Source organism: uncultured Mobiluncus sp. (assembly GCF_947254095.1).
Classification (GTDB): Bacteria; Actinomycetota; Actinomycetes; order Actinomycetales; family Actinomycetaceae; genus Mobiluncus.
Genome location: NZ_CAMYBV010000003.1, coordinates 84,693 through 102,221, shown reverse-complemented (window position 1 = coordinate 102,221; position 17,529 = coordinate 84,693). Strand labels below are relative to the sequence as shown.

17 protein-coding genes are annotated in these 17,529 nt (G+C 59.6%); 6 read left to right on the top strand and 11 right to left on the bottom strand.

Features of this window, described 5'->3' with window-relative positions; translation table 11 throughout:
• Nucleotides 1-58: 58 nt before the first annotated feature.
• From Q0X47_RS01760 to Q0X47_RS01745, 4 genes are all read right to left on the bottom strand, one after another.
• Complete coding sequence (locus Q0X47_RS01760; RefSeq protein ID WP_297722110.1) at nucleotides 59-331, bottom strand: hypothetical protein; 273 nt, start codon at nucleotides 329-331, stop codon at nucleotides 59-61.
• A gap of 154 nt (nucleotides 332-485) precedes the next feature.
• The gene (locus Q0X47_RS01755) at nucleotides 486-1,370 is read right to left on the bottom strand and encodes an exodeoxyribonuclease III (RefSeq protein WP_297722107.1); all 885 of its coding nucleotides are present in this window, start codon (nucleotides 1,368-1,370) and stop codon (nucleotides 486-488) included.
• A gap of 3 nt (nucleotides 1,371-1,373) precedes the next feature.
• Nucleotides 1,374-2,531, bottom strand: a complete 1,158-nt coding sequence (locus Q0X47_RS01750) for a YihY/virulence factor BrkB family protein (RefSeq protein ID WP_297722105.1) — start codon at nucleotides 2,529-2,531, stop codon at nucleotides 1,374-1,376.
• A gap of 9 nt (nucleotides 2,532-2,540) precedes the next feature.
• Nucleotides 2,541-3,131, bottom strand: a complete 591-nt coding sequence (locus tag Q0X47_RS01745; protein WP_297722102.1) for a 2'-5' RNA ligase family protein — start codon at nucleotides 3,129-3,131, stop codon at nucleotides 2,541-2,543.
• A gap of 62 nt (nucleotides 3,132-3,193) precedes the next feature.
• On the opposite strand from Q0X47_RS01745, the gene Q0X47_RS01740 reads away from it, so the two are divergent.
• From Q0X47_RS01740 to Q0X47_RS01725, 4 genes are all read left to right on the top strand, one after another.
• The gene (locus Q0X47_RS01740) at nucleotides 3,194-4,270 is read left to right on the top strand and encodes a mannose-1-phosphate guanylyltransferase (RefSeq protein ID WP_297722099.1); all 1,077 of its coding nucleotides are present in this window, start codon (nucleotides 3,194-3,196) and stop codon (nucleotides 4,268-4,270) included.
• An 82-nt stretch (nucleotides 4,271-4,352) separates the two neighbouring features.
• On the top strand, nucleotides 4,353-5,075 hold the full coding sequence (locus Q0X47_RS01735) for a TIGR00730 family Rossman fold protein (RefSeq protein ID WP_297722095.1): 723 nt from the start codon (nucleotides 4,353-4,355) through the stop codon (nucleotides 5,073-5,075).
• A 118-nt stretch (nucleotides 5,076-5,193) separates the two neighbouring features.
• Nucleotides 5,194-5,361, top strand: a complete 168-nt coding sequence (locus Q0X47_RS01730) for a DUF3117 domain-containing protein (protein WP_004008170.1) — start codon at nucleotides 5,194-5,196, stop codon at nucleotides 5,359-5,361.
• A complete protein-coding gene (locus tag Q0X47_RS01725; RefSeq protein WP_297722093.1) occupies nucleotides 5,361-6,020 on the top strand; it encodes an O-methyltransferase in 660 nt (219 codons plus the stop codon). The genes Q0X47_RS01730 and Q0X47_RS01725 overlap by 1 nt, the downstream gene beginning before the upstream one ends.
• Nucleotides 6,021-6,084: 64 nt before the next feature.
• Here the strand turns inward: Q0X47_RS01725 and Q0X47_RS01720 are convergent, their stop codons facing one another.
• Nucleotides 6,085-7,221 carry an Mrp/NBP35 family ATP-binding protein gene (locus Q0X47_RS01720; RefSeq protein ID WP_297722091.1) on the bottom strand — a complete coding sequence of 379 codons (1,137 nt, stop codon included), beginning with the start codon at nucleotides 7,219-7,221 and terminating at the stop codon, nucleotides 6,085-6,087.
• A gap of 90 nt (nucleotides 7,222-7,311) precedes the next feature.
• Between Q0X47_RS01720 and Q0X47_RS01715 the strand changes: the two genes are divergently transcribed.
• On the top strand, nucleotides 7,312-9,453 hold the full coding sequence (locus tag Q0X47_RS01715) for an acyltransferase family protein (RefSeq protein WP_297722089.1): 2,142 nt from the start codon (nucleotides 7,312-7,314) through the stop codon (nucleotides 9,451-9,453).
• Here Q0X47_RS01715 and Q0X47_RS01710 read toward each other — a convergent pair.
• The 5 genes from Q0X47_RS01710 to Q0X47_RS01690 form a co-directional block, all read right to left on the bottom strand.
• Nucleotides 9,450-10,328, bottom strand: coding sequence for a PHP domain-containing protein (locus tag Q0X47_RS01710; protein WP_297722087.1), 879 nt, complete (start codon nucleotides 10,326-10,328; stop codon nucleotides 9,450-9,452). The two genes, Q0X47_RS01715 and Q0X47_RS01710, sit on opposite strands and share 4 nt — an antisense overlap.
• A 109-nt stretch (nucleotides 10,329-10,437) precedes the next feature.
• Entirely contained in the window at nucleotides 10,438-11,952 is a 1,515-nt protein-coding gene (locus tag Q0X47_RS01705; RefSeq protein WP_297722085.1) for an aminopeptidase P family protein, read from the bottom strand.
• A gap of 125 nt (nucleotides 11,953-12,077) precedes the next feature.
• Nucleotides 12,078-12,581, bottom strand: a complete 504-nt coding sequence (locus Q0X47_RS01700) for a transglycosylase (protein ID WP_297722082.1) — start codon at nucleotides 12,579-12,581, stop codon at nucleotides 12,078-12,080.
• Entirely contained in the window at nucleotides 12,581-14,158 is a 1,578-nt protein-coding gene (locus Q0X47_RS01695; protein WP_297722162.1) for a DEAD/DEAH box helicase, read from the bottom strand. Before Q0X47_RS01695 ends, Q0X47_RS01700 begins: the two co-directional genes overlap by 1 nt.
• Before the next feature lie 136 nt (nucleotides 14,159-14,294).
• A complete protein-coding gene (locus tag Q0X47_RS01690; protein WP_297722079.1) occupies nucleotides 14,295-16,502 on the bottom strand; it encodes a cell wall-binding repeat-containing protein in 2,208 nt (735 codons plus the stop codon).
• A 79-nt stretch (nucleotides 16,503-16,581) separates the two neighbouring features.
• On the opposite strand from Q0X47_RS01690, the gene Q0X47_RS01685 reads away from it, so the two are divergent.
• Entirely contained in the window at nucleotides 16,582-17,205 is a 624-nt protein-coding gene (locus Q0X47_RS01685) for a ferritin-like fold-containing protein (RefSeq protein ID WP_297722076.1), read from the top strand.
• A gap of 6 nt (nucleotides 17,206-17,211) precedes the next feature.
• Here Q0X47_RS01685 and Q0X47_RS01680 read toward each other — a convergent pair whose 3' ends face one another.
• Nucleotides 17,212-17,433, bottom strand: coding sequence for a DUF3107 domain-containing protein (locus Q0X47_RS01680; RefSeq protein ID WP_297722073.1), 222 nt, complete (start codon nucleotides 17,431-17,433; stop codon nucleotides 17,212-17,214).
• Nucleotides 17,434-17,529 lie beyond the last annotated feature (96 nt).

Sequence of the window (17,529 nt, the reverse complement as noted above, 5' to 3'; positions counted from 1 at the left end):
TTCAATAGTGTTCCCGATCGGTTTTCCGATCGGGAACACTATTTTGTAGGGTCTGTGGTTAGCGGCGAGCCCGGCGGCGAGACGCGACCATCATGGCTCCGCCGGCGAGGAACACAATCATAGCTCCGCCAGCCAGCGTTTCGGCAGACGAACCGGTAGCTGCCAAAGCCTTATCCGGCCCTTGTGTCACCGGAATTCGGGGAGTTGCCGGGGTAGTCACGCCCGCGACCGGAGGCTCGGGAGTTGCCGGGGTAGTAACGCCCGCGACCGGGGGCTCGGGCTCTGCCGGGAGGAACCACAGTCCCTCCCGGAACGGGACCGGGGACGACACTCGGCGTATCTTTTTCTTAGTTCGCCTGGGCGTTTTCAGATATTTCCCAGATGATTCACACCACGTTCTCTCGTAACAATCGTCAGTTTTCTCGAGTTCTTAGAAATTTGTAAGAAATGGCCGAACATTTTTAAAAACAGCCGAATATGTGAGTTTACTCAGGGAAATCGTAGGCTACCGCGAGGGGGGTATGATCCGTGAAACGGGCATCGTAAGCCGGTGCGCGATACACCGCGGCCGATAGGGCTTTCCCCGCCAGTCCGGGGGTAGCCATGTGGTAATCCAGGCGCCAGCCGGCGTTATTGTCATAGGCCTTACCGCGCCACGACCACCAGGTGTAAGGACCGTCCGTGTCTCCTGCCAAGGCTCGTCCTACGTCTACGCAAGGCAGCCCGTCCCTCCCGGACAGTGTGTCGGCCATCCACGCGTCTAAGAACGCAATCTCTTCGTCCATAACTCCGGAAGTCTTATTGTGATTAGTCTTCCAGTTCTTAATGTCGCGGGCGGTGCGCACAATGTTGAAATCCCCGCAAATCAGGGCCTCCTGTGGCGTGTCGTGGTCCGCTCCCGCCATAGCACGTGCCCCCAGCTGGTCCACCCGCTTGCCCACTCGATTGAGGTAAGCCAGCTTTTGCTCCTGCTTTTCCGTGTGCAGCTCTCCGGAATGCAGATAGGCGCTGACCAGGGTAAACGTCGCTCCGTGGGGTCCGTGAATCACACCCTCCAGCCAGCGCCCGGAATCCACGTCCGGTTCCCCGCCAATCTCTGCATAACACTCCGGAGGCAGTCCCTCGGTAACCTGACCAATCTTCCAGCCGGAATCGCGCCGAGCCCCCAGCGCCACCCCGGCGCGGCCTTTCACCCGGCAGGGCCACACGCGCACGTCCCAAGCCGGACCGAACAAGTCTTGGGTGTCTTGTGGGGTGGCCCGCACCTCTTGCAGGCACAATAAATCCGAATCGTCATTGTCCAGCCAGTCCCCAAACCCTTTGCGGAACGCCGCCCGAACGCCGTTGACATTGACAGTAGTTACTTTCATGCATTACCTCCGATTCTGTTTCCGGGACGTAGTGCTGGGGGCTACTGGGTGTCCCGACAGGGGTTTGTTGGCCGCGGTTTCCCGGCGGTCTCGGCTGCTCCAAATGACCTGCTGAGACAGCCGCCAAGCGGCTTCTTCCTGGGCGGGGGACCAAATCCGGCCGGAAAGTGGATCGTGGGGCCAAGACAGGCTGGCGGGAGCCGAAACGGTCACAAAGTTTGGACGCTCGGAAAAATGCGGGAAGTCCCTCATCGGTGCCGGAGCCACCGGGGGGTTCGCGATCCAGCACGACATATACAAGAACAGGCGACCCAACACGTTAACCCACAAGATAATCGTCAAAATTAGGGTAAACGGGGCGTAGGCGGGGGGTACGCTGGAGGCCAGATAGGCTCCTGACATCTGCAGAGCCGTGGACAAAAATCCCAACGCTCCCGTCCCGATCCACAGATCGCGACGCGGAGCCCGCACCAAAGCCAGGTAGCGCAGCGTGAAAGCCAGAATCAAAGTCGCCAAGATACTGGTCAGGACGAAAGCTCCAACATTAATCAGCCCGGGAGGAACCGGCAGAGCCAGCGGTAGCCGGCGATGCAAGGCACGCACCGCAACGATGGAACCCGAACCCAAAACCGAAGCCACAATTCCGCTGAGGAACAAAACCAGAAACATACACACATCTCGCAGCGCGTTTTTCCATCCCGCCCCGGGGCGTTGCGGTAGTCCGAAAACAGTTTGGATACAGACACGCAAAGCCGCGACGACCCGGATTCCCGCCATGATGGACACAACCAAAACCACCAAAGTTCCCCAGGTAAAGCTGGGAGTCGCAATCGCGGCGGGGTCAATCAGACCCGGCTGCCCATCGACCTGGATAGCTCCGGGAATCCATTGATTGACGTCCTGGAAAATCGTGTGACTGGTCATGGGGAAAGCAAAAATCATGACTTGTGCGGTCATGATAATCAAGGTCACTATCCCTGCCATAGAAAACAGGGCGGTATAGGCGATGCCGCCAGCCAAGAGGTTTGCAGAAGCGTTTTGATAGCGCAGGTAAGCCCGCATAAATCGCGTGGTGTTGAGCCACTCCAGGAAAGCCTTGCTGAGTTCCACCACCCCCGCGGGTGTGGCGGGCTCGGCTGGTTGGGAATCAGGTTGTTTCATCACGGGGCCTCAGCATTTTCGAGTGTGCAACTGAGGGTGGGCGAAAATTTCGGGTATTTCCCCGGTGACGCTTTCGGGCACTCCCGATCCCAGCTGGAGGATAGCCAACTGTTCGACATGGTTCGGCTCGAGCAGGGAACAGTCAACGCCGTCAACCATGAAAAAGCCGTGCGAACGTTTCGACAGAGCCGCGACCCGATCCAGGTCCTCATTGGTGACGTTCGTCCCCAAAGTAATGTGCGGATAGTAGGGGAAGCGTGATTCAGTATCTAAGGGTCCGAAGCGGAGCCGTTTTGCCAGTTCTTTGCAGGCCTCGTGCCCGCGCTGCACCTCGATATAGACGACAGGGGACACGGGTCGAAAATCTCCGATGTTGCCGAAACTAATGACAAAGGGTGAAAAGGACCGGCAGATTTCGGCAGCCTGCGCCTGGATGTCCGGGACCTGTTCCCGGTCCACCGCACGCGGTTCCACGATGGTGACATGCGGAGGTACGCCGTCAGTTTTCGTGACTTTTTGCAGCTCGCCAGCATAGGGTTCGGGCACAGGAATAATCATGCCCAAATAAACCTGGCCTTCTTTACGAGGAGGTAAATACACGAGGCCAAGCCTACTCTGTTCAACGTAAAAACTCACGCCTAGCCTCCGGTAGAATTTGTGTTGTGGAAATTCATGCGATAGTGCCTGCCGGGGGGTACGGGCGGCGGCTGTGGCCCTGGTCGACTGCGGCAAAACCAAAGTTCCTGCTCAACATCAACGGGACGCAAAGCCTGGTGCAACAAACCGCGGCACGTTTGGCGCCGCTCTGCCAGTCCCTGACTTTCGTAACCGGCGCGCCCCACCGCAAGGCTTTAGACGCACAAGCCAGCGCCCTAGGTTTGTCGGTTCCGGTGCGTTGCGTGGCGGAACCTAGCCCGCGGGATTCGATGGCGGCCATAGCCCTGGGGGCCGCCCTGATAGAGCAACGTGACGGGACCTGCGTGGTCGGGTCTTTTGCGGCGGATCATCTCATCGCAAACCCCGCCGCGTTTTGTGAAGCCCTGGCCCAGGCTGTTCCGGCTGCTGCCGCCGGATGGCTCACGACCATCGGGATTGCGCCGACCGAACCGGCGACCGGGTTTGGTTATATCGAGGTGGGTCCTGCCTTGGATGGAGAGCTTAGCGGGGTACATCGGGCGCAGTCATTTACGGAAAAACCGGATGCGGCCACCGCCAGCACTTGGCTGGCCACCGGTAACTACCTGTGGAACGCGGGTATGTTTGTGGTGCGCAGTGACGTCTTGCTCGATGCCCTGGAGGTGCGAGTGCCGGGGTCGGGCACGGCGGTGCGAAAACTGGCTGCGGGATGGGAAACGTTGAGTCCGGACGCGAAAACTGCATTGTGGCAGGGTGTCGTTGCGGCGCCGATTGATACCGTTTTGGCTGAACCGTTAGCACAAGAGGGGCGAGTTGCGGTGGTGCCGGCCCGACCGGACTTGGGATGGTCAGATGTGGGGGACTGGGAAGCGGTGCGCCACGTCGTCAGCAACGCCTCTGAACTGGCGAATCTGAGCCCGGAAATTCCGGTCTATACAGATGCCGCTCCTGCCGCCCTAGTGAAGGCGGAAAACCTCAGAGGCGTCGCGATTATCGGCATTCCCGGCGCGGTGGTGGTGGAATCCGCAGGTCAGCTGCTGGTGACAACCCGAGAGTTTGCTCAAAACGTTAAAGTTGCCTCCAACGCTGCTGATAATTGGTGATACGGTTGCCAAGCAAGGAAAAATCGGCAGAAAAGCCAGGGCCGGAGGCCACGGGCAAAAGAACCGAAACAAGGATTTACTAATGAAGACTTTTTTTAACCGACGCCCCCGTGGCGGGGTGCTGCACCAGGAACTGGCGGACCAGGCTCTGCTGCGCTCGAAAGTCGATCCGAAGTGGACCGAAGAGGACCCGTGGCGAGTCCTTAGAATCATGGGGGAGTTCGTCGACGGTTTCGAGTCACTGGCCGATGTCGGTAAAGCCATCACCGTGTTCGGTTCCGCGCGGGTCGAACCCGGTACGGAGTACTATCGCCTGGGCGAGGAAATCGGCAAAGTTTTTGCCCAAGCCGGGTTCTCCATCATCACCGGCGGCGGTCCAGGGCTGATGGAGGCCGTCAGCAAAGGAGCCCGCCACAACGATGGACTGACCATCGGCCTGGGAATCGAATTGCCCCACGAGCAAGGAATCAACGAGTACGTTGATTTGGGGATTGACTTTCGCTACTTCTTTGTGCGGAAAACCATGTTCGTGAAATATGCCCAAGCCTTCGTGGCTCTACCGGGCGGTTTCGGAACCTTGGACGAACTTTTTGAATGCGTTACGCTACGTCAAACCAGCAAAATTCAGCAATATCCCATAGTGCTGGTCGGGCACGATTTTTGGGACGAGCTCATAGGGTGGGTGCGTCATCACCTGGTAGAGGAAGGTATGGTCAGCCCCGCTGAGGCCTCCATCATTCAGGTGGTAGATACCGCCGAAGAAGCTCTCTATGTGGTACAGAACACCCTGCCAAAGACGCTTTAATGAAAGCTGATTTCCCGTCCCGGCGCCCAGTGACGCTTGGATAAAATAGGAATTCCTTATCAACGCCGGAACTTCCCGTATAATAGAGGGGTAAAGCCGTTTTCGAAAAGAGGGACAAATGGCAGCCATGAAACCCCGCACCGGGGACGGACCCCTGGAAGTCACTAAAGAACCGCGCTGTAACGTGATGCGTATTCCTGCTGATGGGGGCGGTCGTTTGGTGATTGAACTCAACGATGAGGAAGTCGCTACCTTAGCTAAGGAACTAGAGAAGTTTTTGAAATAGTGCCGCGTTTCAACGAATCTAAAATTTCCATCGATAAGACCGCTAGCTGGTCCTATGCGGAAGAATTTTTACCGGAGTCCGAAACTATCGCCATCGCCAGACAGCGGGGTCGGGAACTCGGTTCCGTGCCGGTGTCCCCCGGAGTAGGGGCGGCGCTGCGCATGCTGGCCGGGGCTTCCGGAGCTCGTTCCGCACTGGAAATCGGGACCGGAACCGGAGTGTCCTCCCTGTGGACGCTGGCCGGAATGCCCGCGGATGGGGTCTTGACCACCATTGATGTCGAGCCAAAGCTACACGCGGTCGCCAAGGAAATCCTGACGGGAGCGGGTATCTCCCTCACGCGGGTGCGCATGATTACGGGACGTGCCCTGCAAGTCCTCACACGCCTCAGCCGGGGAGCCTACGACATGGCCGTGGTGGACGGGGACCCTGGCGAAACCCAAGCCTATGTCGAACTGTTAAACCCGGCTCTGCGCCCGGGAGGGTTGCTGGTACTGGTCCACGCCATGTGGAACGATTCGGTAGCCGACCCCGCGCGACGTGAACCGGACACCGTGGCGATGCGCGAAGTGCTGCGCCACATACAGGAATCCGTGGAATGGACTGAGAACCTGCTGCCGGTCGGCGACGGGCTACTGGTGGCAATCAAGAACCGCTAGCAGCGTTTCGACCGCCTAGACGTCGAGTCGGAAAGCTTTCCCCGAACTGTAGGGGTGCGGGGCGCTATTTCACGGTGACGTTCAAACGATGACCCTTGAGGCTGCGCGCCCGCTGAGTCAAAGTCGTGGCCGCGGAACGCAAAGCGGCCCCGGCAACGGATTGTCCGTTCTTGGCGGCCTCGCTGATAGACAGGGGCTCACCGCCATCGGAGGCTTCCCGATAGGCAACTTCCAGCGGAATCTGAGCCAAAAGCGGAACTTCGTAACCCAGAATCTGAGACAACCGAGAGGCCACTTGTTCGCCGCCGCCCGTCCCAAAAACCTCGATACGAGAACCGTCCGGCCCGGTCAGGTAACTCATATTCTCAATCACACCCACGACCTTTTGATTCGTACCCGAAGCTATCGAACCGGCACGTTCGGCGACTTCGGCCGCGGCCAGCTGCGGGGTGGTCACGACGATGATCTCCGAGTTCGGCAGCAGCTGGGCCACCGAAATCGCTACGTCGCCGGTGCCGGGGGGCAAGTCGAGCAGCAGCACATCCAAGTCTCCCCAGAAAGTCTCGGACAGGAACTGTTCCAAAGCCCGGTGCAGCATCGGGCCGCGCCATACCACCGGCTGTCCGTCAGGGACGAACATGCCCATAGAAATAACTTTCACCCCGTGAGCGGTGGGCGGCATCATCATGTCTCCCACCGGGGTGGGGGCCGCGTCATCTAGGCCGAGCATACGCGGAATCGAGAACCCGTAAATATCGCAGTCCAAAACCGCCACTTTCAGGCCGGAATCCGCCATCGCGGCCGCCAGGTTAGCGGTGACCGAGGACTTGCCGACCCCGCCTTTTCCAGAAGTAATCGCATAAACGCGGGTCAGGGAGTCCGGCTGAGTAAAAGGAATGACCGGCCGAGCCCCCAGCAACTTTTCCTTCACCCGGTCGAGTTCCTCGCGGCTCATGACGCCCATTTCCACTTCCACGGAAGTCACGCCGGGAACTTCCGCCAAGCGCGCTTTGGCGTCTTGCTCAATCTGAGCCTGCAGGGGGCATCCCGCTATAGTCAGGGCGATGCGGGCAAAAACATGGCCCGATTCGTCAATTTTCAGTTCCTGGACCATATCCAAATCGGTGATTGACCGGCGAATCTCGGGGTCAATGACCTTTTCCAGGGCTTTCATCAGTTCATCTGTAGTGGGTAATGTCATATCTTCATGCTAATGCCAGCGCTGGGTTTTTTCACACTAGGGCGTTAGGCTTAACGCTTGTTGTATTCGCGGCTGTCATGAGGAGATAAGGTGCTTTTTCGATTCGGCAAGTCCCAGCCGAGGGGGCACACCCGTCCCGCCACACCGGCCCCGTCGCCGCAAAGACCTCGCCCGAAGCAGCCCGCCACACCGGGTGAAACCCCCGCTACTGACTCTCAGACCAGCGAACAGACCCCCCGCGTGGCCCTCCAGAGTACTGCGCCCGAGCAGCCCCACAACACTGTGCAATCCCCGGCAGACCCCGCTTCAACAGACCCGAAACTGCCGCGCTACCAGCTACGCGGCCTGGACGGGATCCGTGCTTTGGCAGCGTTGGCGGTGTTGGTTTACCATGTGGCCCCGAACTGGCTGCCGGGAGGATTCCTGGGCGTCGACGTATTCTTTGTGCTGTCGGGATTCCTGATTACGGCCCTGTTAGCGCGCGAAAAGCGCCTCACGGGGCGCATCAACATCGCTGCGTTTTGGCTGCGACGCTTCCGGCGACTGGTTCCCGCCGTAACCTTGACCGTGCTGGTGACCGTGCCGCTGGCAGCCGTGGTCAACCGAGATTTCCTGGTGGGCATCTGGTATCAAGTCCTGGGAACCCTGACCTACACCTATAACTGGGTCAACGTGGCTTTTGGGGGCTCCTATTTTGACCGGACCAACCCCCAGTTTCTCGCGAATATGTGGACCCTGGCGGTGGAGCAGCAGTTTTACCTGGTGTGGCCCCTGATTTTGCTGCTCGCTTTCCTGATTCCCACCCGGCATCGGTGGCTGGTGCCAGCGGTGCTGGTCTTGGCTTCCGTGAGCGAAATGGCGGTGCTGAAAGCTGGAGGCGGGAACCTGACCCGCATCTACGAAGGCACCGACACGCACGCGTTCGGGCTGATGCTGGGGGCGACTTTGGCGTTGCTGTTCCCCTTAGCGTTGGAAAACACCCCACATTATCTGGATCGTTCCACCGCTCGGCTGCGTGGCTTGGCGGCTTGGGTCGGCATGGTTGGGGTGTTCGTGAGTTTCCTGATGCTTCGCGACAGCGACCCCTTCACCTATCCGTGGGGCGTGCTGGCGGTTAGCGTGCTGACCATCGGGATTATGCAGGCTTGCTTGGAGGAAGTGGCCGGGGTGAGCGGACCGGGTCAGATCCTGGTCGAACTGTTGTCGTGGCCTCCCCTGCAATGGCTAGGCGTGCGCTCCTATTCCCTCTACCTGTGGCATTGGCCAGTGTTCATGCTGGTCAACAGTCTGTGGCGGGATTTGCCGCAGTGGGCGGCGCTGGTGATTATTGCCGTGGTATCGATTTTGGCGGCTTCTTTGAGCTACAAGTATGTCGAAAATCCCATGCGGCGCAACGGTTTAGTCGTCACCTGGAAACGTTGGTTTGCGCCGCGCCCGCAAAAGGGCGTGAGCCCGGCGGTTTCCTCCCGGCTGCGGGTGCCGTGGCGGCGGCGCTCCCTGGTGTGGATGGCGGCTGTGGTGGCGGTACTGCCGCTGGTCATCTCTATAGCCATAGCTCCGGAAAAAACCGCTGCCGAACAACTTGTCGCAGCCGGAGCGAACTTCATCCATAACGAAAAGTCGGGGGACAGCCACCACCCGAAAACTGGCGCGGAAGCAAAACCACCCGCGCCAACCCCCCAAAAAAAGCCAACCACGTCAACCAAACCTTCTGAAAATAGTAAGCCAATCAGCGGGGACCAAGTCGACATTATCGGGGACTCAGTGACCCTCGCCGCAGCGCCGAAACTCGCCGAAACGCTGCCCGGCGCCACCATAGACGCGGCGGTATCACGCAGTTCAGCGGCAGGTGTGGGCATCATGCGGGCTCGCCAAGCCCAAGGCACGCTGCGCCCCTACGTAGTGTTTGCCCTCGCTACGAATTCGACGTTTCGAGCGCGAGACGGCGAAGCCCTGCTCGCCGAGTTCCCCCAGACAAAATTTGTGTTTGTGACCGGTCACGGTCGGGCCTCCCAGGAGTGGATCCAAATCTCGAACCAAACCATGTATGCCCTGGCCGGCGCTCATCCTGACCGGGTGAAAGTCGCCAGCTGGGACAGCGCCATTGCCGGGCACGTGAACCTGTTAGCCAGCGACGAAGTCCACCCCGGTCCAGCCGGGCAGGACATCTATGCCGCGACCGTCCACGACGCACTGCAGCAGTTCGCCACCAAACCGGCCGGTCGTTCCTAACTCAGCGGCAGCTCACCTAACAGCGGGCTGGCGCCCGCGGCGAGAATCTGGCGCAGGCTGGCTTCGGGCATGGTATTTTCCCCCAGCTGATTAGGTTTACCCGCCCCGTGATAATCCGAAGCCCCAGAGACAAACAGGTCGAGTTCCCGAGCCAAATCCGCGGCCATTTGGCGGGCGGGAGCGTCATGTTCGCGGTGGTTGACTTCGATGCCCCGCAGGCCGTTCTGAGCGAATTTGCGCACCACGGCAGGGTCTAGCCTCCGTTTGCTGCGGGTCACCGAGAACGGGTGAGCCAGCACGGGAACCCCGCCATCAGCCAGGATAGCCTCGAGGACGGCGAAACTGTCCACAATCGGGCGCGATACGTAATAGGGGGAGCCGGGATTGAGGACCTTTTCGAACGCCTCGGAACGGGTCTGAAAATAGCCCCTCCGCACCAGGGCGTCGCCGATATGCGGACGACCCGGGGTTAATCCGGTAATCTCCGCCTGGACATCTGACCACGTCAGCGGATAATCCTGGTTAATCTTTGCAACCATGCGCCGCATCCTCTCCAGGCGGTCGCGGTGAGCGTTCTTTAAAATTTCCCTCACCGCGCCGCGGTGGGGATCCGGCAGATAGTTCAACAGGTGAACAGGGCAGCGGTTCACGCTTGTGGAGATTTCCATACCGAAAATAATGGCGGGGGGACGAGTCCCTTCGGCTGTCAACGCGGCATGGGCGGCGCGAAACGGCTCCCAGTGCTCGAACGTATCGTGATCCACCGCCCCAATCACGTCCAAACCGGCAACACGTGCCCTTTTTAACAAATCACGCGGAGAATCCGTGCCATCGGAGAGCGCGGAATGCACGTGGGGGTCGATTTTCAAGGCCATATCCACATCCTTACGATTCGCTGGCGGATCAGGCTGTGACGTTTCGAGTCACCAAAAATTACTGCGGGGGGGGGAGTCGGAACCGCCCAAAATCGGGACAGCCGCGGCGCTATTCCGCCTGCACGCGGGCAATCCAGGCTTCCACGTCAGCTACGGTGCGGGGGATATGCTGCGAGATACGCTCGCATTTGCCGCCCGGTCCTACCAGAATGTCGTCCTCGATGCGCACGGAAATGCCCCGATATTCCGGGGGAACCGCCAAGTCGTCCTTACGGAAGTACAGTCCGGGTTCAATCGTGAAAATCATGCCGGGTTCCAGCCTGGCCCCGTTGTACATTTCACGGCGCGCTTGGGCGCAGTCATGAACATCAATGCCCAAGTGGTGTGAGGTGCCATGCACCATCCACCGGCGGTGATACTGACCGTCCTCCTGCAGCGACTCCTCCCAGGAAACCGGCAGCAGACCCCACTCGTCAAGCCTCTGCGCGATGACGCGCATCGCGGCGCTATGGACATCGGAGAAAATACAGCCCGGTTGATTCGCCTGTTCAAAAGCCGCGTCGGCAGCATCCAAGACCGCTTGATAAACCCGCCGCTGTACCTCGTTGAAACGACCATTAATCGGCAGGGTCCTGGTGATGTCCGCGGTGTACAACGAATCGAGCTCCACCCCGGCATCAATCAAGATGAGGTCGCCCTCCCGCACCTGGCCATCGTTGTTAATCCAGTGCAAGGTCGCGGCGTGCTCCCCGGAAGCCGCAATCGTGTCATAGCCCAGGCCGTTGCCGACTTCCCGAGCCCGCGCCCCGAACGCACCTTCCACCACGCGTTCACCGCGAAAATGCTTCACCGCCCTTGGGAAAGAACGAATTGCCTCTTCAAAGCCTTCTTTGGTGGCGGCGACAGCCTTGCGCATCTCTTCGATTTCCCAATCGTCCTTAATCAGGCGCAGTTCCGAAGTCGCCTCCTCAAGCAAATCATCTAACTTCTTGGCGTCGTCCGGGTCAATCCCGGCTTGCTCACGAACCTGATTCACCACTGCCGCGGCCTGAGAATCGGAGGTAGGAATCATAGCAATCTGCAGCTGACCAGCATCTTTAGCCAAAACGTCGGGCAGCGTCTCCAGGTGGGCACAGGGAATCCCACACATGCGCTCGAACTCCTCCAGCGAGGGACGCACCCCGACCCATAGTTCACCGTAACGTGAATCGGCGTAAAACTCTTCAGAAGCGCGTGACGCGCGGGGACGGAAAAAGACGGTGGCGATGTGGGTCCCCCCGCCCTCACCGGTTTCCCCCTCGGGCACCGGGTTCAAAACCAGCACAGCATCGGGAATCAGGTCAGTGCCCAAGCCGGTCAGGTGGGAAAAAGCGGAGTGGGGCCGGAACCGGTAATCGCAGTCATTGTTGCGCACCACTAGGGCGCCAGCGGGAATGACCAGCCGCACCCCCTTAAACTTTTCCCCCAGCTTCACGCGGCGTTGCAGCGCGTAGGGAGCGGCGCTGGAACGTTCGTAGCCGTCGGTGGGACGCGGACCCCAGTTTTCGCCGATAAACTTCTTAAACTCTTTGGACTGGGGCTGACGGGAGCGGTTCTTACCGCGGGATTCTTTTTGATCACTCATGCCCTCAAGTCTACGCGCTCGGCACTAGCCCGCGGTCGTTTTCCCGTTTGTCACCATCAAAACCTCTGTCTTCGTGCTGTCCTCGTGACGTCCTCGGCCGGGCAGGTGACTGTTGTGTTAGGTGTCTAGGGCAAGTCCGGGGCGTCCTCAGGAGGAACTTCATCTATCGGTGCGCCAGCCTCTGACGCGGCTTCATCTAACCCGTGCAGGGGAGCGGCTCCCTCGGATTCGTCAAGCTTCGGGGCGGCCTGCTTCGCTGCTGCTTCCGGGTCCTCCGGGGGCTTGCGAATCAAAGCGTTCAAAGCCGTGCCGACTAAACCGGCGATGCCGATGCCGATAATGAAAGTCCAGATGACCCGGTTTCCGCCGTCTTTGCCCAAGTCAGAAAACACAAAGAACTTCATCAAACCGGCAATCAGCGCTGCCACGAAGGAGATGACATATAGACCCCCGGGCTCGCGATGCACCAAGGCGCGCACCAGCGCAATGACCCCGCCCCAAAAACCGGCCGCTAACAGGCAGGCCCCCACCGTCTGGGTGTTTTCCTCGGCCGAGAGCATCGAGATGATGCCCATTCCGATTAAAGCGCCAAAAATAACGCCTTCGTAAGGGGTGAGGTGATCAATCATCAGTGAGCTCCCTTACTTTTTCCATCCTTATCGGACTTGTGACGACGAGTGCGTTTGCGTTGGCGTTCCTTCTTTGCCGGTTCCGCACCGTCCTTGCGCTCTGCTGTTTTCCCGCCATCTTTGACGTCGTGTTTCTTTTTGCCGTTCTTGCGTGGTCCACGGCCCTTCTCAGATTTCCGGCGTCCCGAACCGGAGCCTTTCCTGCTGCGACGTTGCCCGGAACGCCCCGGGTCGCGTCCGCCCAAATCCTCCAGTTCCTCGGCTTCCAATCCGGCACGAATCCGGCGGGACCGCGGTAAGTTTGCGGTGGCGTCAGCGGGAATATCCAGGTCGGAATAGAGATGCGGGGACGTGTGGTAGGTCTCTTTCGGTTCGGCAAAATCCAAGTCGAGAGCCCGGTTAATGACCCGCCACCGTGTCAGGTCCTCCCAATCCACAAAAGTAATGGCACTGCCCTTGTTGCCGGCGCGGGCGGTGCGCCCAATGCGGTGAATATAGGTCTTATCGTCCTCGGGGCATTCATAGTTAATCACGTGGGTCACGTCATCCACGTCAATGCCTCGAGCCGCCACATCAGTAGCAACCAGCACGTCCACCTTGCCGTGACGGAAAGCCCGCAAAGCCCGCTCTCGTGCGTTCTGACCCAAATCACCGTGGATGGCGCCGGTGGCGAAACCCCGATCGGAGAGATCGTCGGCCAGCCGTTGGCAGGTCCGCTTCGTGCGGGTAAAGATAATCGTCAGACCCCGCCCCTGAGCTTGCAAAATCCGGGCGACGACTTCCGTCTTGTTCAGGGAATGTACCCGGTACACGACCTGTTTGACCTGCCGCACGGTCTGTGAGGAGTCAGCCGGGTCGGCGGCACGAATATGTGTGGGCTGATCCATGTAACGGCGCGCCAGAGCAACTACCGGTCCCGGCATCGTGGCCGAGAACAGCATGGTGTGGCGGTGTGTGGGAACCTGGGCGATGAGTTTTTCCACATCAGGCAGGAACCCCATGTCCAGCATCTCGTCAGCCTCATCCAAAACCAGGGTGCGGACCCTCCCCAGTTTCAAGGTACCCTGATCCATCAGGTCGATCAGACGTCCCGGAGTGCCGACCACCACCTCGACCCCCTGGTGCAGCGCGTCGACCTGGGAATCGAAACCGACCCCGCCGTAAATCTCGACAATTCGAGCCACCCGGTGGGCGCCGGCGGCTCGAATTTCCGCCGCAACTTGTTTCGCCAGCTCGCGAGTCGGCAAGACCACCAGGGCTTGCGGGGCTCCCGGATCGGGAATCTCGTCCCAGCCTTCGTCGCCGGGACCGATAATGTCGTGCAGAATCGGGATGGCAAACCCGAGGGTCTTGCCGGTACCGGTCTTGGCCTGACCGATAATGTCCCGACGGTTCAACGCGACCGGCAGGGTCAGGGCTTGAATCGGGAACGGATGAATGATGCCTTGATCTTGCAGGGCCTCAACGATTTCGGGTTCCACATCGAAATCGGCGAAAGTTTTGTCTTGGTTCGCTTCCAAGTCGTTAATACCGGTGATGTCCGCCGCAGTTTCCTCGTCAGTTCCCGCGGTTTCCAAGGTATCTTCGCTTCTCAATGTGTATCTTCCTTATCGTTGTCAGTGTTCAAAAGTCGTTTGTGTACATCTTTCATTGTAAACCGCGCTGGCCGGGGGATGTGTTTTTCCTGCCTGGTTCACCACTACAGGCAACCGCCTAGAACTCGGTGACGTTGTGGTTGACGTAGTCTGGCCACTGCAGCGCGCTCTGTAAGGTTTCTTCACAGATTGCGCCGTATCCGCCCAGGGCGGTCACCTGGAAAGCGTTGAGTTTTGCCAAAGTGTGCAATGTGTTCTGGTCCAGGGCTGTGCAGCCACGCGGCACCAGCAAAATCGGTCCGTTGCGCAGGTGGCCTCCCGAAACCGCGTCGGCAAACACGTCGCCGCGGGCCAGGTAGGCGTGGGTTGAGGGCTGCAGACGCGCGGATTCCAACGCAATTTCCCGCGATGTTTCGTAACGATCCCGGCCTCCCAGACGGGTCGCCGCTTTGCCGTTGGCTACACCTTCAAGTACCGCGTCCGACACGGCCGCGGGCCCTCCCAGGGCAACTACCCGGCTCACCTGCAGGTCCGTCGCCAGTTGGCGAATGGTGGCGATAGCGGGGGAGGACGAGTTGACCAGGACGATAGGTCCGTCTCCCAAGGCAGCGCCGGTCAGCGCGTCCGGTGAGACACTGCCGCCAGGCCCGTAGGCGTTGGCAATGTAGAGAGAATTTGCTTTGGAAAAGGCTCGGCGGGCAATCATCACGGAAGTATCGACCCGATTGGCTCCGCCCACCCGCAGGGCGCTGCGTCCCCCGGCGAGTTCATAGAGACGGGCGTCGGAAACCGCTCCGGTTCCCCCTAAAGCTATGACCTGTGTGGGCCCCAGAGAGTGCAGAGTGTCGGTAATCACGGGCGGTACCGAGGACGTATCGGGAGGAACCAAAAGTACCGGACCGTCCTTGAGAACCCCGCCTACCAGGGCATCGGCGAAAATATCGGAGTGAGCCAGGTAGACCACCGCGGGACGGGAGTCTGACGCCTTAGCGATAGCGGCGGAAGTTTCGAATCGGTTAGCCCCGCCAATCCGATTAGTGTGCAGGTCAGGGATGTGCGGGCGGGGATCCAGCGAGTTCGGGACCCCGTCACGATCCGCATCGCCGTTAGGGTCGGCGGGCCAATCCGAGTTGAACAGGTTGATCTGGTAGCTGGTCGAGGTCGGTACCGGCTGGCAGTTTGGGGCGGTGCGGATGTTAGAGATACTGACGGTATATGGCGCCACGTTGTAGAAGTCGGGAATAGTCAGCTGATCCAGGGGAACTTTAAACAAAATTGTGTCATATCCGCCGTATTCCCACGGTGTCAGATTGGGGTCAATACCCGGTTGCGAACGGCGAACGACCTGCAGCGGAATCTCTCCTGCGGGGCCGGTCACATGGACCTCGGCAGCCCGCAGGTCGGCGCATTGACCGGAGTAAGACCAGCGGGACACATTTTCGCCCGCACCGGTAGGCAGGATACGCGAGGGGAAGTACCCCGCTGCTGGCCACGCTATGCTCGGTGGCTGAGGATTTGTGGGATTCCAAAAATTGGGGTGGGCCGGCCGGCCGGCGGCCTGGTAAGTCGTGTCGAAAAGCTGGATGGAAGTCGCGGTAGGGCCGGAGGTTCCGATGGAAACGGCTCCGATAGCGGCGTTTGCCTGAACGGGTGAGAACATCTGGAGACGATGGCCCAAGTTATCGTTCATGTTCGTGGCGGAGGCTTCGGTGATGTAGCGCAAGATTTCTGTGGCCGGGGTGACGATGCCGTCCAAACGGGAAATGACCCCCGAACGGGAGGCGAGTTTCACGTCTTCGTTCAGGCAGGTAGCGCCGGGAACAGAGTCGGGGGTTGGCGAAGCAACCGGTCCTGCCGCGGCGGTGAGGGCTGCCGCTTGCGCCGGGCCTTGCGGAGCGTAGTCGGCAGGCAAACTGACGGGGGTGAGACCGTTTAAAGAGCGTAAATAGTTCCAGGTCGAAAGCATCTTTTGGACGGCTTCGGGCTGCGCCGTGCCGGGGGTGCACGAAGAAATGACCGTCCCGGAAGAAAACGGGGTGACCTTGTCTGTTACGTTCCACAAGGATTCAAACTCGGCGCGTGCCGCCGTCTCGCTGTTCCCCGGTGCCGCCTGCGCCACGGCGGGCTGACCGGGCGCAAAGTTCGTTCCGGGGCTACCCGCTATCAGCCCGGTGGCGGCCAAGCCCACGGCTGCCAGCGTCACACCGGCTCGCCGCCAGAGCCGGCCTTCAGACCAAAAGCTAGCGGCAGCCCGATGACGGGAGGCCGACCGGTGACGGGAGGCGGCTCCGGCTGGTGCTGAGTTTGGAAAAAAAGAAATCCCCATCCCCCCATTTTGACAACTTTTCCAGGCAATGTCTTGAGTTTCGCATTCCCTACCGCAGCCCAGCGCTTAGAATGAACCTATGGAAATTTCGGAAGAACGCACGGCGCATATGCTGGGTTTGGTGGCTTTCACGCGAATAACGGCCTATGCGAGGCTGGCTCGGGATGTGTCCCAGACCACTGATTTTGCTGACCAGCTGGCGTTGGCGCGGATGGGGGTTTCCTTCGTGACCGCCATCGATGATTTGGAAGCGTTTGCTAACCGGCGGGGCTTAGATTTGGCGGACTTGACCCAACCTTACGTGGGCTTCTTTGACGACATGGAGCTGCGCACCCGCCCTCGTGACTGGTGGGAACGCATGGTTAAGAGCTACATTTTTGTGGGAATTTTGGCGGATATGGAGGATTTGGCAGCCCAGTTCGTGGGGGCTGACATGATTGAGATTCTGGGGGTTTCTGGATCCGCCGGACTGACGCAGTGGGTGCGAGCGCGGCTGCGTGACGGAATCGCGGCTGACCCGACGGTAGAGTCGCGCCTGTCCATGTGGGGGCGGCGGGTCGCGGGAGAGGCTGTAGCCGGGGTCAGAGCTATTCTGGACACCTACCCTCTGCTCCTGCCCGAGGGCATAGACGCCAGCGACAAGGTCGAGGAAATCCAGAAGCAGCATTCCCGCAGGATGGAAGACTTAGGGCTGGCTTTTTAGAGACAATCAGATGGCGAAACCAATCCGGTTTTGGCGTTCCGGGGCAAACTCGACGTAGGCGATGTTGCCCGCGTTCAGGATGGTGTGCGACTCGCGCTTGTCCACCAAATCAATGATTTCCCCCTTGGTGATGGCGTCTTTGAGCAGCTTTTGCAGTTCCTCGGGGGACTTGTCGATGTCCAGGGCGATTTCGCGAGCCACGGACTTCATTCCGATTTTGATTTCCATTAATGTTCCTTTCCGACTGTCCCTTTATTCTAGGGGTTTTGGCCGATGAGCGGGAATTATATGTTCGAGGATGGGGCGAGTTTTAAACTCTAAAAT

Coding starts and splice junctions, on each gene's coding strand:
- Q0X47_RS01755 (WP_297722107.1), bottom strand. CDS start 1,370: ATGAAAGTAACTACTGTCAATGTCAACGGCGTTCGGGCGGCGTTCCGC.
- Q0X47_RS01750 (WP_297722105.1), bottom strand. CDS start 2,531: ATGAAACAACCTGATTCCCAACCAGCCGAGCCCGCCACACCCGCGGGG.
- Q0X47_RS01735 (WP_297722095.1), top strand. CDS start 4,353: ATGAAGACTTTTTTTAACCGACGCCCCCGTGGCGGGGTGCTGCACCAG.
- Q0X47_RS01730 (WP_004008170.1), top strand. CDS start 5,194: ATGGCAGCCATGAAACCCCGCACCGGGGACGGACCCCTGGAAGTCACT.
- Q0X47_RS01720 (WP_297722091.1), bottom strand. CDS start 7,221: ATGACATTACCCACTACAGATGAACTGATGAAAGCCCTGGAAAAGGTC.
- Q0X47_RS01710 (WP_297722087.1), bottom strand. CDS start 10,328: ATGGCCTTGAAAATCGACCCCCACGTGCATTCCGCGCTCTCCGATGGC.
- Q0X47_RS01705 (WP_297722085.1), bottom strand. CDS start 11,952: ATGAGTGATCAAAAAGAATCCCGCGGTAAGAACCGCTCCCGTCAGCCC.
- Q0X47_RS01700 (WP_297722082.1), bottom strand. CDS start 12,581: ATGATTGATCACCTCACCCCTTACGAAGGCGTTATTTTTGGCGCTTTA.
- Q0X47_RS01690 (WP_297722079.1), bottom strand. CDS start 16,502: ATGGGGATTTCTTTTTTTCCAAACTCAGCACCAGCCGGAGCCGCCTCC.
- Q0X47_RS01685 (WP_297722076.1), top strand. CDS start 16,582: ATGGAAATTTCGGAAGAACGCACGGCGCATATGCTGGGTTTGGTGGCT.
- Q0X47_RS01680 (WP_297722073.1), bottom strand. CDS start 17,433: ATGGAAATCAAAATCGGAATGAAGTCCGTGGCTCGCGAAATCGCCCTG.